Raw genomic sequence first — 14,622 nt, forward strand, 5'->3', positions numbered from 1 at the left:
TATCTTAAGGGGAGGATTATATTGGAAGTAAGAGAAGAAAGTCAAAAACCCTATGTTTATGAATCTCACAAAAGATGTACTAGCAAGGGAATAGATTCTAATATTATATTTAGCAGAAAAATACTGCATGGAAAAGATTTTGAGGATAAGTTAAATCATAATAAGGAACTAATACTAAATGCTACTCCTTTTATAGATGAGTTATATAATTTTGTTAAGGGATCAAATTTTTTTGCTATATTAACTGACGGAGAAGGATGTATATTAAATGTTATTGGTGATGAAGGAATATTATCTGATGCCTTTAAATTTAAAATGATACCCGGTGCATATATGAATGAGGAGAATATTGGTACCAACGCTATGAGTCTGGTTTTAACTGAAAAAATGCCAGTACAGGTATCATCAAATGAGCATTATATAAAGGCTTACCACAAGTGGACTTGCTCTGCTGCTCCTATAAAAGATGATATTGGAAATATTATGGGAGTATTGAACTTAACTGGCTACAGTGAATTTGTTCATTCTCATACATTGGGTATGGTAGTTGCAGCTGCAAAAGCTATTGAGAGAATGATTGAAAATAACAAGAAAGCAGCACATAAAAAATCCAGAAGACTTGCAGATAGAATACTTTCCTGTAAGGCTATATATACTTTCAATAAGATTATTGGTCAGAATGAGAAATTTATTCAAATAATTGAATATGCTAAGAAGATTTCAGATAGTAAATCTACTATTTTAATAACTGGAGAAAGCGGAACTGGGAAGGAAGTTTTTGCTCAATCTATTCACAATCACAGCGATAGGCATGATGAAACCTTTGTGGCAGTAAATTGCGGAGCGATTCCTAGAAATTTAATAGAATCTGAACTCTTTGGTTATGAAGAAGGAGCTTTTACTGGAGCTAAAAGAGGTGGGTACGCAGGTAAGTTTGAAATTGCTGACGGGGGAACTATCTTTTTAGATGAAATTGGCGAGATGCCTCTTGATATGCAAATTAAGCTTTTGAGAGTAATTGAAGAAGGTATAATAAATAAAATTGGAAGTTCAAAACAGATTCCTGTGAATGTTAGAATTATTGCAGCTACAAATAAGGATTTAAGAAGTGAAGCGGAAAAAGGAAGCTTTAGAAAAGATTTATATTATAGACTAAATGTTCTTCCAGTACATCTTCCGCCTTTGAGGGAAAGAAGAGATGATATACCACTATTAATTAATTATTTTATGAAAAAGGCATCAAGACACTTAGATAAGAATATAGTTGAAATAACTGATAGTCAATTAGAGTATTTTATTAATTATAATTGGCCGGGAAATATAAGAGAGTTGGAAAATATAGTTGAATTAATTATCAACACAGAAGCTGTGCCAATAGAACTTTTAGCAAAGGATACTTCAGCAGAAATATTTGAGAGCAATATACCGGATGAGTACTTAAGATTAGAATATATGGAAAGACAGCATATTATAAAAGTATTAAAAAGATATAATGGAAATATAGCCGCTGCCGCCAAATCACTAGGCATTGGAAGAAATACCTTATATAGAAAAATGAATAATTATTCTATAGATTGTTCTGTTTTAGGACGTAATTCCAAAATGGAACAATAAAAATCGCTTTATATGCTCTGTTTTGGAACAAAGCCTCTGGATTTTATAGAGGCTTTGTTTTTTTATTTAGATTATTATTTAAATAATTCAAGCATAGGCTTAAATATAGGCTAAATATAAGGAAAAGCTTGTTGCAATTTAATCTTGGCATAGTAATTGCTTATATATAAATATGAAATATCTATATATGAGGGGGATGTATAATATGTTCGGTTATAACGGAAAAGTTTTAAGAATTAATTTAAATGACAAAACTTTTAAATTTGAGGTTTTAGACATTGATAAAGCAAAAAAATACTTAGGTTCCAGAGGGTTAGGTGTAAAAACATTATTTGATGAAGTAGATCCTAAAATAGATCCACTTTCACCAGATAACAAATTTATTATTGCTACAGGTCCACTTACAGGAACACCAGTACCAACAAGTGGAAGATTTATGGTAGTAACTAAATCACCTTTAACAGGAACTATAGCCATAGCTAACTCGGGAGGAAAATGGGGAGCAGAACTTAAGGCAGCTGGTTATGACATGCTTATAGTAGAAGGAAAGTCAGACACTCCAGTATATGTAAATATAGTGGATGATAAAGTTGAGTTTAAGGATGCTTCAAAGGCTTGGGGAAAACTTGTTTTAGAAACTACCACTATGCTTCAGAACGAAACTGATGCTAAGGCCAAAGTTTTATGCATAGGACCTGCTGGAGAAAAATTATCACCTATGGCAGCAGTTATGAATGACGTTGATAGAGCCGCTGGTCGTGGTGGAGTTGGAGCAGTTATGGGTTCTAAGAACCTAAAGGCTATAGTTGTAAAAGGAAGTGGAAAAGTTAAATTATTTGATGAGGAAGTGGTTAAGAAAGTTGCTTCTGAAAAAATAGCAATCTTAAGAAAAGACCCTGTAGCAGGTACCGGTCTTCCAACATACGGAAGTGCAGTATTGGTTAATATTATTAATGAGAATGGAATACACCCAGTTAGAAACTTCCAAGAAGCATATACAGAAAATGCAGATATGATTAGTGGAGAAACTCTAACTAAAGATTGTTTAGTTAGAAAAAATCCTTGTTATAGATGCCCAATAGCATGCGGAAGATGGGTAAAACTTGATGATGGAACTGAATGTGGAGGACCTGAGTATGAAACACTATGGTCATTTGGATCAGATTGTGATGTATATGATATAAATGCTGTTAACAGAGCAAATATGTTATGTAATGAATATGGATTAGATACAATTTCAGCAGGAGCAACTATTGCAGCAGCAATGGAACTTTATCAAAGAGGATATATCAAAGATGATGAACTATCTGCAGATGGTGTATCACTAAAATGGGGAGATGCTAATGCTATAGTAGAATGGACTAAAAAGATGGGAGAAAGAGAAGGTTTTGGCGATAAGTTAGCTGAAGGTTCATATAGATTATGTTTAAGCTACGGAGCTCCTGAGCTTTCAATGACAGTTAAGAAGCAAGAGCTTCCAGCTTATGACCCTAGAGGTTGTCAAGGACACGGAATAACTTATGCTGTCAATAATAGAGGTGGCTGTCATATTAAAGGTTACATGATAAGCCCTGAAATACTAGGATACCCAGAAAAACTTGATAGATTCTCATTAGAAGGAAAAGCAGCTTACGCTAGAGTATTCCATGACTTGACAGCAGTTATAGATGCGCTTGGATTATGTATATTTACAACTTTTGGACTTGGTGCTCAAGACTTCGTAGATATGTATAATGCTGTAGTGGGAGGAGAGCTTCATGATGTTAACTCATTAATGATGGCAGGAGATAGAATTTGGACACTAGAAAAATTATATAATCTAGCTGCCGGAATAGATAGTAAGCAGGATACTTTGCCTAAGAGATTATTAGAAGAGGAAGTTCCAGACGGACCTTCAAAGGGACATGTTCACAAACTAGATGTTCTTCTTCCTGAATACTACTCAGTAAGAGGATGGGACGAAAATGGTATTCCTACAGCAGAAACTCTTAAAAAGCTTGGGCTTGATGAATATATAGGAAAATAGTAAATACCAATTTAATGAATACTCTCACGCTTAGGAGTGGGAGTATTCAAAAGCATAAGTTGAGCTAGTCTATAAAAATAGCTCTTTATAATGAATGGAGTGGGAGCCTTACATTTGGTTGTTATTGAACAAAATAAAAGTGATTTAGGAGGTGATAAGATGAAAATTGAAGTAAGATTATTTGCAACATTTAGAGAAGGAAGAGAGAAAAAATACTTTTTAGAACTTCAAGAAAATATAACTCCAAAAGATATTTTAGATATACTTAAAATAAATTCAGAAGAGGTTGCTATATTATTAATTAATGGAATTGATGGACAATTAAATAAACCTCTTAAAGATAATGATGTCTTATCATTATTTCCGCCAGTAGGAGGGGGCTAATTTGGAGAGATATAGTAGAAATATGCAAACTCTATCTTTAGAGGAAAACGACAAGCTAAAAAATCATAAAGTATGTGTGATAGGGTGTGGAGGACTAGGTGGATATATAATTGAAATGTTAGGTAGAATTGGAGTAGGTCTTATTACTGCGGTAGATGGTGATGTATTTCAAGAATCCAACCTGAATAGGCAAATCTTATCGGATGTTCATTCATTATGCAAAAGTAAATCTATTGCTGCTAAGGAGAGGATGATGAATGTTAATCCACTAATAGAAGTTAACTGCGTAAATGAACTTCTTACCAAAGAGAACTCTACTGAAATTCTAAAAGGACATGATGTTATAGTTGATGCATTAGATAGTATAGATGCAAGACTTATACTGCAAGATGCCTGTGAAGAATTGAGTATTCCATTAGTATCTGGAGCCATAGCTGGTTGGTATGGCCATGTAACCACAGTATATCCAGGAGACAAAACCTTAGATATTATATATGGAAATAAAATAGGGAAAGGTGTTGAAGCAAAATTAGGCAATCCATCTTTTACACCAGCTCTCGTAGCTTCGATTGAAGTCAGTGAAGTTATAAAAGTTTTAATAGGAAGAGGGGAATTACTTAGAAAAAGAATACTATTTATAGACACATTGAATCAAGATTATGAAGTAATTGAATATCAAAGGTAAGGCATCTGAAAGAAAATAACAAGTCCAAAGATGCTAAGGATATTTTGTGTCAGACAAGGAGAAAGGTTCCACAGATAGCCAACCCTATCTAAGGGTTCTGACAACGCAGTATGACACAAAATAGACTAGCAGATGGACTAGTTATTTTTTGAAGATGCCTTAATGCATAGATGAGCAATTCATCTATGCATTTATTAAATTTCCGTAAAATAACAAATGAAAAAATATCACACTTTCTTGTAAATGTCAGTATAGTAATAAATGAGTACGCTTTAGTATCAAATTTTTAGATCATATACTAAAAAGGTTACAAGTAATGGTAGATATAAAAAAGGGGGACATTCATGAGCAAACCTAATATATATGGAAAGATAGATCTTAATGAATGTAAATACTTAGGAAGAGGCAGAAATGGAAAGGTGTATTTACTGACTGATGGGAAAACAGTGATTAAAATATGTAGGATAGAGAAAAGTTGTATTGATGAATACAAGGTTTTAAAAGCAGCGGAAGGGAATAGATATTTCCCTAAAGTCTACGGAAGACTTGGGAAAATTATGTTTAGAGAATATGTTGGAGGGGAAAAACTTCCTGTATATTTGAGAAAAAATAAGCTAAGCAGAGAACTAGCAATAAGTTTAATTGGGCTTATTGAGGAATTTAAAAGGCTTGGCTTTAGAAGATTAGACATAAGAGGAGAACATATCTATGTACAAAAGGATGAGAGTGTAATAGTAATAGATCCATCTGGGCAAATAATAAGATCAGCTCGCTATCCCAAATCTATGATTAAAGAGCTTAAAAGACAAAAATGTGAAAAGAGCTTTTTTGAAATATTAAAAGAAGTAAGGCCAGATTTGTATAAACAGTGGAAAAGATAGAAGTAAAGTTAGCAGCACAAATAACTAGTTATTTGTGCTGCTAAAAATAGCTTTAGATTTATTGTAAACTAAGGCCTAAGGACATAAATTCCCTTATAACTTGTATTTGGTCTTTAGGTACATTAGCAACCTGAAAAGATTTGCTGTCATCAGTTTTGCACCAAACTACAAAATCCTCGCAGTTATTTTGGAGAAGATCGTAACTTTTTTCTCCTAACCTTTCCTTTGATCTTTTAACGGTTTCTTCAGTGCTAAACTTAGAATATCCTTTTAGGTCCAGTACAAAATATTTACCGTCAGCAAAATACTTGTCCATATCTGTTTCCATGATTTCAGTATCTTCTGCCTTACCAGTATTGCTCCAATAGTGGATTACTTTGTTGTTGCCTAAATATAAACCGTAGTGATCATATTTATACCCCATAAATTCTCCAGAAACGCCTACAATATCTCCAATTTGGGCCTTCCTTTTTGCTTTTGCAGGCGTCTGTTTAACATCTTTTGTAGATTTAAATTTTATAACTTTTTTATTTTTAAGTTCAAAGTTTTCAAAATGAATCTTAGGAGAAACGGTGATGGAATAATTCTCATTAGGAGAATATCCATCAATAGGCGGATTTATAATAATACTCTTTTTATCGGCACTTAAAAATATATAGGAGTCAACAGAATTACCATCCTTATCTTTTATAATAATATTTTCTTTTGTAGTATTATCAAAGACTATAGGGTAATCAAATGTTATTTTAAATTGTTTATATTGAGATACCTCCAATGGTTTTATATCAGCAGGATAAAATTTATAAATACAATAAAAAGTTATTATTAGCATTAATAAAAATAGAATTACTTTAAAAGGTTTCTTTACCATTCTAACCTCCCCGCATAGTTATAAGTTATAAAATAGTTTAACATAGTAATTATAATAAAGACAATAAACAGCTATTTGTAATTTTTCAAATAGCTGTTTTAAAATCTATTAATTTAAATATTTGTCAAGTATATCATAGAGATATTGAAAATCAATTGGTTTAGCTAAATAGTCATCCATCCCTGCAGATATAAACTTTTCTTTATCCCCAAACATAGCATAAGCAGTCATGGCGATAATCGGAGTATGTTTTTCTGATGAATCTTCGTTATCACGGATTATTCTTGTAGCATTTAGTCCATTTAACTTTGGCATTTGAATATCCATAAGTATTAAATCAACCTTATTTTCATTAAATAATTTTATAGCTTCATTTCCATCAGAAGCGATTAGATAATTATAACCTTTTTTATATAATAAAGTTGAAATAAATCGCTGGTTTACTTCATTGTCATCTGCTATTAAAATAGTTTTACCATATAGGTTTTTTAATCCAAAACCTGAGGTGTTTTCTGATTGGTTAAAAGTGTTAGCAGATGTATCAGCATTTTTAGAGCAACTAGCTTGTTTAGAATCATCAACAGGCAAAAACTCTGCGGTAAAGTAAAAGCAGCTTCCATGGTCCTCTTTACTAGTGACCCATATATCTCCATTCATCATCCCTGCTAGGTGTTTGCATATAGCTAGTCCAAGACCCGTTCCTCCATATTTTTTTGTATATGAATCATCCACTTGGCTAAAGGTTTTAAAGAGTCTATCCATTTTATCATCAGGTATTCCTATGCCTGTATCAGATACGGAAAATTGTACCTTTACTTTTCCAGTAGGACTAGGAATATGCTTAGCACAAACAATAATGCTTCCTCTTTCAGTAAACTTAAGAGCATTGGTCAGAAGATTCATTAAAATCTGATTTAGCCTCAATGGATCACCGATTAGAGAGCCTTTTGTTAAAGTTGGCTCTACAAAATATATAAATTCTAGATATTTTTTATTTGCAAGAATTGAGAAGTTTTTAACTAATTTATTTATAGTTTCTTCAAGATTAAAAGGAACCAAATCTAATTTAAATTTTCCAGACTCTATTTTAGAAATATCCAGTACATCATTAATTATGTCTAACAAATGCTGAGATGAAGTTTTAACTACATTTAAATATTCTGTTTGCTCTTCTGTAAGATCAGTCATTAAAGATAACTCTGTCATTCCCATGATACCATTTATAGGAGTTCTTATTTCATGGCTCATATTTGCAAGAAATCTACTTTTTGCAATACTAGCTTCTTCAGCTGCAATTTTTGCTTTTCTTAGCTCCTCTTCATTTTCCATTCGCTTGGTAATATCTCTTCCGATAGAGTAAACCACTTTATCTTCCTTTACTATAAAAGAGCTCCACTCTATCCATTTATAGTTACCATCTTTACAGGTATATCTATTTCTATATGTGATTCTGCCAGTTTCTAACAGTGAATTAATAGCGTTAAAGGTGGAATCAAAATCATCTATATGTAGAAAGTTAGCAAAGTTCTTGTGTGAAAACTCCTCTACACTCCAACCTAAAATCTTTTCTACAGCTGCACTAACTTCTAAAAAATTACCTTTAAAATCTAAAATACAGAAAACATCGTCAGATAAACTAGTGAAATTTCCAACCATTTTTTCTATAGTTTTGACTTTTGTAATGTCCTGAACCTGAGCTAGTATAGATGTTATATCTCCATACTCGTTTAGAATAGGAGTAATCAGCATATCAAAATAACATATTTCATTCTCAGAATCTAAATAAGTTTTATTTGACTTAAGATTATATCTACAGGCTATTCTTGATATTTTCTTACTTCTTACCTTATCTTTTATCCTATTTGGAATATATGGTGATTCAAAAAAATTATCGTATTTAAAGTCGGAAATAGTGTTTATTTTAAACATGTTGCAAAAAGACTTATTTGCAGAAAGTGTATTCCCACTAGAGTCGAATATTTCTATACCTATAGGAGATTGCTCATATATATTTCTAAACCTTTTTTCACTATCGTACAACTTTTCCGTAAGCATCTTATTTTCCGTTATATCTCTGGATATAGTACAGGAACCTATTACTTCTCCTTTATAATTTTTTAATGGAGATACATTTACAGACAAAAATATTTCTTCACCGTTTTTACATAACCTTTTTACTTCATAATTTTTAATTTCTTTACCGGACTTAAGTGTATCTAACATTTCTCTGATATTTTTTCCACTTCTATCGTTATCGAGTATTGATAAATTTTTACCTATTATTTCACTTTGGGTATATCCATAAATTTTTTCAGCAGCTCTATTCCAACTTATCACAACACCATCTACATCTTGGCCAATTATGGCGTTTTCAGAAGAATCCTCAATAGCTGTTAATAATAGAGCCTTTTTAATATATTCATCTTTTTCAAGGTGATAATTTAACAATAAAATTACATCATCTTTTGTTCTTATAAACTCACCATTAAACTTCCATTTTATATTTTTAATTTTTATTTCATTTTGAAATGCATAATTAGATATATTGTGTTTTTGGAAATGATTAAAATTATCCTCGATAAACCACAAGATATCATTAAATTTGCGACCAACAATCGATAAACTTTCATCCATGTATATGCTAGTAAACATTTCAACTGCTGGAGGAGTAACGGCCTTAATCTGATTGTTAGTATCAATTAGAATAAATGGTACTCCAACATTAGAAAGAAAATGTAAGCATTTGTATATATTTTCACTACTCTTAAATAAGTTTTCCATAGCTTAATATAAAATAGCTTTTGCTATTTTAATAACTCACCTCTTTTCCGAAAAGGATTATTAGTTAAAATAATAACTATAATTACCCATCTTAAGTATATTACTTTAAAAATCTTTATTCAATAATAAGTTACTTATAACAAAAAAAGCAGTATATGTAATAAGCTTACATATGCTGCTTTTTGTTATTTTAAATCTTCTAATAGCTGCTCAATTTTGGGAGTACAACGTCTTCCACAGCAAGAACCAGAGCCAGCTCCAGTAGCTTTTCTAACTTCCTCTATAGTTTTGGCTCCATTTAATATAGATTTTTTTATTGATGCTCTTGATATACCTTTACAAAGACAAACTTTTGTAAGCTTATCAAGAATTTCAGCATTTATATTTTGTTCCATTAATATCACTCCAATTATAAATTTTTATATAATAACTAATTATATTAATATCCTATTATACATTATCTTATTAAAAAAATGGGGGGGGCTCAGATTTAATTTATATATAAATTAAATCTGAGTGGGATTCATCAGATTATAATAAATAAGGGAATAAGTGAATCAATATTTATATAATAACAAATGTTTTATAATATTTATTATTATATAAATATTATAAAATTATTTTTCAAAAAAGTAAAGAAAAATTTAATTTACAAAAATGATATTATATTTTATTATTGTAGAATCAATTATTTTAGAAGTAGAAGTTATCGGTGAGTACTAATTGATTTCTTGTTTTGGAGGGAGCATATTACGATGAAAAATATTGTAAATAAAATTCTTATAATAATTTGTTTATTTTTATTAAGTTCCTGTAATAACAAATTAAGTACAGAGAGCAAAAATTCCAGCACTATTCAGAATACAAATCAAAGCACTAAAAGTACTTTGCAAAATGAGAAACAAAATAGTGAAAAAATTATATATGAGATACTTGGGAAATCAAATAAGCTTACAGAAAAAGAAAAAGCTAGTGCTAAGAAGTGGATGGAAGATATTATTAGAGTAGCAAGAGAAAATCCTAATTATGTATTTGTGAATGGAGATACCGCTAAGAAACAAGTTGCATTGACTTTTGATGATGGGCCTGATGGAAGAATTACCCCAAAGGTTTTGGAAATATTAAAGCAAAACAATGTGAAAGGAAACTTTTTCTTTATAGGAGAAAATGTTGCTAAATATCCTAGTGTAGTAAAAAAAGCATATCAACAAGGAAATTTAGTATTAAATCATAGTTATAACCATCCAGATTTTAATAAAGAAAATAATGATACAGTTAAAAATCAAATTCTTAGAACTGAGAATGAAATATTTAAGATAATTGGGAAAAGGCCTGCAATTATACGTCCACCTTATGGAGATATAGATGAGCGTATAGTAAAAGATATGTTGCAAACAGATAATAAAGCAGTTATATGGTCTATAGATACTTTAGATTGGTCACAAAAGGAGAGAGATAATATAATAAAAAATGTACTTGATAATTTGCGTCCTGGAGATATAATCCTTATGCACAGCAATGGTGATAAATCAGAAACAGCAGCTGCATTACCTAAAATAATATCAGGTATAAAAGAAAAAGGATATGAAATAGTGACTTTAGATAAATTATTGGATATAAAGGCATATAAATAATTGAGAATTGTACTTAAGTATAGAGTTTCAAACTAGAAAATTGACTTACACATCTCGGGGTGTAAGTCAATTTTTTATCTTTTCCCATTATCTCTAAGAAAGGAGTTAAAGCTATTCCTATTCTTGATTGAACAATAGGTGTTATAAACTTAATAAGAGTCAGATATATAGAGGGTAAAGTAATTACTATAAAAATAGAGGCAACTCTTAATAATCTAAATAGTGAACCAGACACAGTTTTAAAATTATAATCCTCAACAGTTTGAAAAAATTCTATAAAAACTTCAGGAACTGTAATGACAAAAGGAGTACCAGATACAATGATTGCAATTTTGACTTCAAGTATATTTGATGTCGCCACATCTGGTCTTTCTGGTGCATAGGATTGAGGAAAATGATAGATTTTCTATAAAGCCTTCTCTTGGACCTTTAATAGTTGTTTCATTTTCAGGATCTCCTATAGAACGATATTGGCCTCCTTTAGTATCTAAAATTATTGCTTCACTCATTTGGTTTATTAAAATAGCAGAGTTGCCTCTCTTTATCTCGTAAACAACATCACTTAGGTTATTTTTAATATATGTATTACTCATAGAGATATATTTTTTAGAAATATAATCTGCCAGGTTTTCTTTTCCAGGCAAATTTTCTTCAATTTTAAACATTAATGGATTTAAAATATCTCTGTCTATAATTGTTTTATCAGCAAGTCCGTTAACATATACTACGGCAGCATCTAGAGGTTGAGTATTTCCAATATAGAATTTCTTTATTATTAAAAGATTTTTTTGTCCGACTTCTTCACTTATCATGTCTATATTTTGCTGAAGATCCAAAGATATCATTATATCAACCTCCTTTTAAGTTTGATTTTATGAGCCATACTATTAGTATTTAAAAGAATACAGTTCATAGCTAAAGGTAATATAAGATTTGTAATTTATAATACTATAGTATTTGAAGGAAACTATGGTTATATACGTACAAGCAATATAATTTTTTATTAAATAGAATATTATTGGGAAACATACTAAGGAGTATATTAAGTATTAAAAAGTAATGTTGCATAATTTGTTCATATTTTATTCAAAATATTGTCACTTAATTGTCATTTTATAAAATTAGAATTAACGATGCAGTAAAAATTTCAAAAGAAAGGAAGATATACTATGTTAAATTTAAAAAAGCTAGTATTACCAACTATGCTAGCTGCATCAATATTAATCCCTGGTGCAGCTTTTGCAAGTCCTGCACAGAATACTGCAAAAAATGTGACAACAAATACAGTATCACAAAAAATGGAACATAAAAAATATAAAAATTTAATGGTTGATTTAAATACTCTAGAAAATTATGTTCCAGGCTCTAAAACTCAGCTTCAGCAAGTCTTTGCAGAGAGAAGAGAGCTTATGAAACAGTTTAGAGAATTGTATTACGGCAAACTTGGAGTAGATACTTCTTTTATGAATGATTTTAAGAAGATAGTTGAAGATACCTACAAAAAAGTTGAAAGTGGAAATATGACAAAAGAAGATGCCCAAAAATATATTAAAGAACAGAAAAAAGAATTCAATAAAGAGCATGCAGAGGAAATTAAAAAGTTAAAGGCAGCTAAGAAAGATTATGAAGAAAAGCACAAAGATGAAATTGTTGCTATCAAACAAATGAAAAAGCAAAGTGTAGATGTAACAAATACTCTAAACGATGCTCTTAAATCAGGAGATGAAACAAAGATAAAAGAAGCATATAATAATTATTTAAGCAATATGAAAGCTTCAAATGAATTCTTGAAAAATCAAATAAACTCATTAAAATCAGGAAAATAGTATAAAGTTAATAAAAGGTGTTAGATACAATAAGGTTTATAGTATCTAATACCTTATTTATGATTAATAGAATATTTTTTGTATTAAACACAAACTATATATAGTGAAAAATTTAAAGAGTAATTATTTTGAATATTTATACATGTCAATTGTCTAAATGCAAAATTAAGAGTTAGAAAATTAAGTATCTTGAATAATTATTCATCATTTTCTAAATTTAATATCTATTAAACCTTTAAAAATATCCCGATAATTAAATTATACAGAAAAAATTAGAGTGAGGGTAAAATTTAAGGTAGTTGAATTGATACACTAAAAAATCCGACTTTGCAAGTCTTGATTTTTGTCTAACTTTATGGTGAAATATAATCAGTCAAATATAATAATTTTTATTTCGGTACTAATGTAAACGACTGCTATTAAAAGAAAGGATGATAATAATGACAAAGGAAGTATTAAAAAATTTGCAACCAGTTGAAGTATTTAGATATTTTGAAGAACTTTCACAAATTCCAAGAGGATCAGGAAATGAAAAAGAGGTTAGTGATTATTTAGTAGCTTTTGCTAAAGAGCATAATTTAGAGGTAATTCAAGACGAAGCTTTAAATGTTATCATAAAGAAAAAAGCAACATCAGGATACGAAAATAGTCCTGCGATTGTTATACAAGGTCATATGGACATGGTATGCGAAAAAAATGTAGCTACAAAACATGACTTCACAAAGGATCCACTACAATTAAGAATTGTTGATGATATGGTTTATGCAACTGGAACAACACTTGGAGCAGATAATGGAATAGCTATTGCTATGGGATTAGCTGTTTTAGCTTCAAATGAAATAGCTCACCCTGATATGGAGTTAGTTTGCACAACTGAAGAAGAAACTGGAATGGATGGAGCAACTAAATTAGATCCTAAAAATATAGATGGAAGAATACTTATCAACATAGACTCAGAAGAAGAAGGAACATTCCTTGTAAGTTGTGCTGGCGGACTTACAGCAAAAACAATTATACCTGTAACATTAGAAGATGCAGATAAAAGCCTTAGTACATATACAGTAAAAATCAGAGGATTAAAAGGCGGTCACTCTGGAATGGAAATTGACAAAGGAAGAGCAAACTCAAATAAATTGATGGGACGTATCCTTATGGAACTTAGCTCATTAGTAGACTTTAGAGTGGCTTCAATAAATGGAGGATCAAAACATAATGCTATTCCACGTGAAATGGATACTATTATATTAATAAAAGCTGAAGATAAAGCTAAAGTACAAGAAAAACTTGCTGAATTAGAGAGAACATTTAAAAATGAATTTAGAACACCAGATCCAGATGTAAAAATAGAATTTGAAGAAATGACTCCAGGAGTCGCTAGAGTATTCTCAGTACAAAGTCAAAGTAACGTGATCAACTACCTATACCTTGTTCAAAATGCAATCAATTCCATGAGCATGGATATTAAAGGATTAGTAGAAAGCTCATTAAATTTAGGTGTAGTAACAACTAAAGAAAATGAAGTAGAGTTTATTAGTGCTGTTAGAAGTTCTGTAAGAAGCTTGAAAATGGAAGTGTTTAACAGAATAGTTGCGTTAGCTAAGATTGTAGGAGGAGAAGTTTCTGCAGAGTCAAATTATCCTGAATGGGCTTATAATCCAGATTCAAAAATTAGAACAGTTTTTGAGGAGACTTATAGAAAAATAAATGGAAAAGATGCTAAAATAGATGCAATCCATGCAGGACTTGAATGTGGATTATTTGGAGAAAAGTTCAATGGAGAAATGGATATGATATCCTTTGGACCGAATTTATATGATGTGCACACTCCAGATGAACACATGAGCATTTCATCTGTTCAAAGATCATGGGAATTTTTACTTGAAGCATTAAAAGCTATAAAGTAATATAATAAAGACCTGT

General features: G+C 30.5%; 13 protein-coding genes. 8 read left to right on the forward strand and 5 right to left on the reverse strand.

What is annotated here, in order from left to right; all coding sequences use genetic code 11:
• Positions 1-90: 90 nt before the first annotated feature.
• From RCG18_RS10705 to RCG18_RS10725, 5 genes are all read left to right on the forward strand, one after another.
• The gene (locus RCG18_RS10705; RefSeq protein WP_374119131.1) at positions 91-1,614 is read left to right on the forward strand and encodes a sigma-54-dependent Fis family transcriptional regulator; all 1,524 of its coding nucleotides are present in this window, start codon (positions 91-93) and stop codon (positions 1,612-1,614) included.
• A 205-nt stretch (positions 1,615-1,819) separates the two neighbouring features.
• Positions 1,820-3,640, forward strand: a complete 1,821-nt coding sequence (locus RCG18_RS10710; protein WP_308041281.1) for an aldehyde ferredoxin oxidoreductase family protein — start codon at positions 1,820-1,822, stop codon at positions 3,638-3,640.
• Positions 3,641-3,799: 159 nt separating this feature from the next.
• Entirely contained in the window at positions 3,800-4,024 is a 225-nt protein-coding gene (locus RCG18_RS10715; protein WP_308041282.1) for a MoaD/ThiS family protein, read from the forward strand.
• Position 4,025: 1 nt separating this feature from the next.
• On the forward strand, positions 4,026-4,709 hold the full coding sequence (locus RCG18_RS10720) for a HesA/MoeB/ThiF family protein (RefSeq protein ID WP_308041283.1): 684 nt from the start codon (positions 4,026-4,028) through the stop codon (positions 4,707-4,709).
• A 344-nt stretch (positions 4,710-5,053) separates the two neighbouring features.
• A complete protein-coding gene (locus RCG18_RS10725; protein ID WP_308041284.1) occupies positions 5,054-5,590 on the forward strand; it encodes a serine/threonine protein kinase in 537 nt (178 codons plus the stop codon).
• A gap of 58 nt (positions 5,591-5,648) precedes the next feature.
• On the opposite strand, the gene RCG18_RS10730 is transcribed toward RCG18_RS10725, so the two are convergent.
• The 3 genes from RCG18_RS10730 to RCG18_RS10740 form a co-directional block, all read right to left on the reverse strand.
• Positions 5,649-6,461 (reverse strand): lecithin retinol acyltransferase family protein, encoded by an 813-nt coding sequence (locus RCG18_RS10730; RefSeq protein WP_308041285.1) that lies wholly within the window; start codon positions 6,459-6,461, stop codon positions 5,649-5,651.
• A gap of 108 nt (positions 6,462-6,569) precedes the next feature.
• Positions 6,570-9,242 (reverse strand): PAS domain S-box protein, encoded by a 2,673-nt coding sequence (locus RCG18_RS10735; protein ID WP_308041286.1) that lies wholly within the window; start codon positions 9,240-9,242, stop codon positions 6,570-6,572.
• A gap of 185 nt (positions 9,243-9,427) precedes the next feature.
• Positions 9,428-9,637, reverse strand: a complete 210-nt coding sequence (locus RCG18_RS10740) for a (2Fe-2S)-binding protein (RefSeq protein ID WP_308041287.1) — start codon at positions 9,635-9,637, stop codon at positions 9,428-9,430.
• Positions 9,638-9,997: 360 nt separating this feature from the next.
• Between RCG18_RS10740 and RCG18_RS10745 the strand changes: the two genes are divergently transcribed.
• Positions 9,998-10,876, forward strand: coding sequence for a polysaccharide deacetylase family protein (locus tag RCG18_RS10745; RefSeq protein ID WP_308041288.1), 879 nt, complete (start codon positions 9,998-10,000; stop codon positions 10,874-10,876).
• 13 nt (positions 10,877-10,889) lie between these two features.
• On the opposite strand, the gene RCG18_RS10750 is transcribed toward RCG18_RS10745, so the two are convergent.
• Together RCG18_RS10750 and RCG18_RS10755 are read right to left on the reverse strand one after the other, a co-directional pair.
• Positions 10,890-11,237 (reverse strand): spore germination protein, encoded by a 348-nt coding sequence (locus RCG18_RS10750; protein WP_308041289.1) that lies wholly within the window; start codon positions 11,235-11,237, stop codon positions 10,890-10,892.
• The gene (locus tag RCG18_RS10755) at positions 11,215-11,721 is read right to left on the reverse strand and encodes a spore germination protein (protein WP_308041290.1); all 507 of its coding nucleotides are present in this window, start codon (positions 11,719-11,721) and stop codon (positions 11,215-11,217) included. Before RCG18_RS10755 ends, RCG18_RS10750 begins: the two co-directional genes overlap by 23 nt.
• Before the next feature lie 324 nt (positions 11,722-12,045).
• On the opposite strand from RCG18_RS10755, the gene RCG18_RS10760 reads away from it, so the two are divergent.
• Together RCG18_RS10760 and RCG18_RS10765 are read left to right on the forward strand one after the other, a co-directional pair.
• Positions 12,046-12,702: a hypothetical protein gene (locus RCG18_RS10760; RefSeq protein WP_308041291.1), complete on the forward strand. Its 657-nt coding sequence runs from the start codon at positions 12,046-12,048 to the stop codon at positions 12,700-12,702.
• A 440-nt stretch (positions 12,703-13,142) separates the two neighbouring features.
• Positions 13,143-14,606: an aminoacyl-histidine dipeptidase gene (locus RCG18_RS10765; protein ID WP_308041292.1), complete on the forward strand. Its 1,464-nt coding sequence runs from the start codon at positions 13,143-13,145 to the stop codon at positions 14,604-14,606.
• Positions 14,607-14,622: the final 16 nt, after the last annotated feature.

The organism is Clostridium sp. OS1-26 (assembly GCF_030915445.1).
Taxonomy (GTDB): Bacteria; Bacillota; Clostridia; order Clostridiales; family Clostridiaceae; genus Clostridium_AM.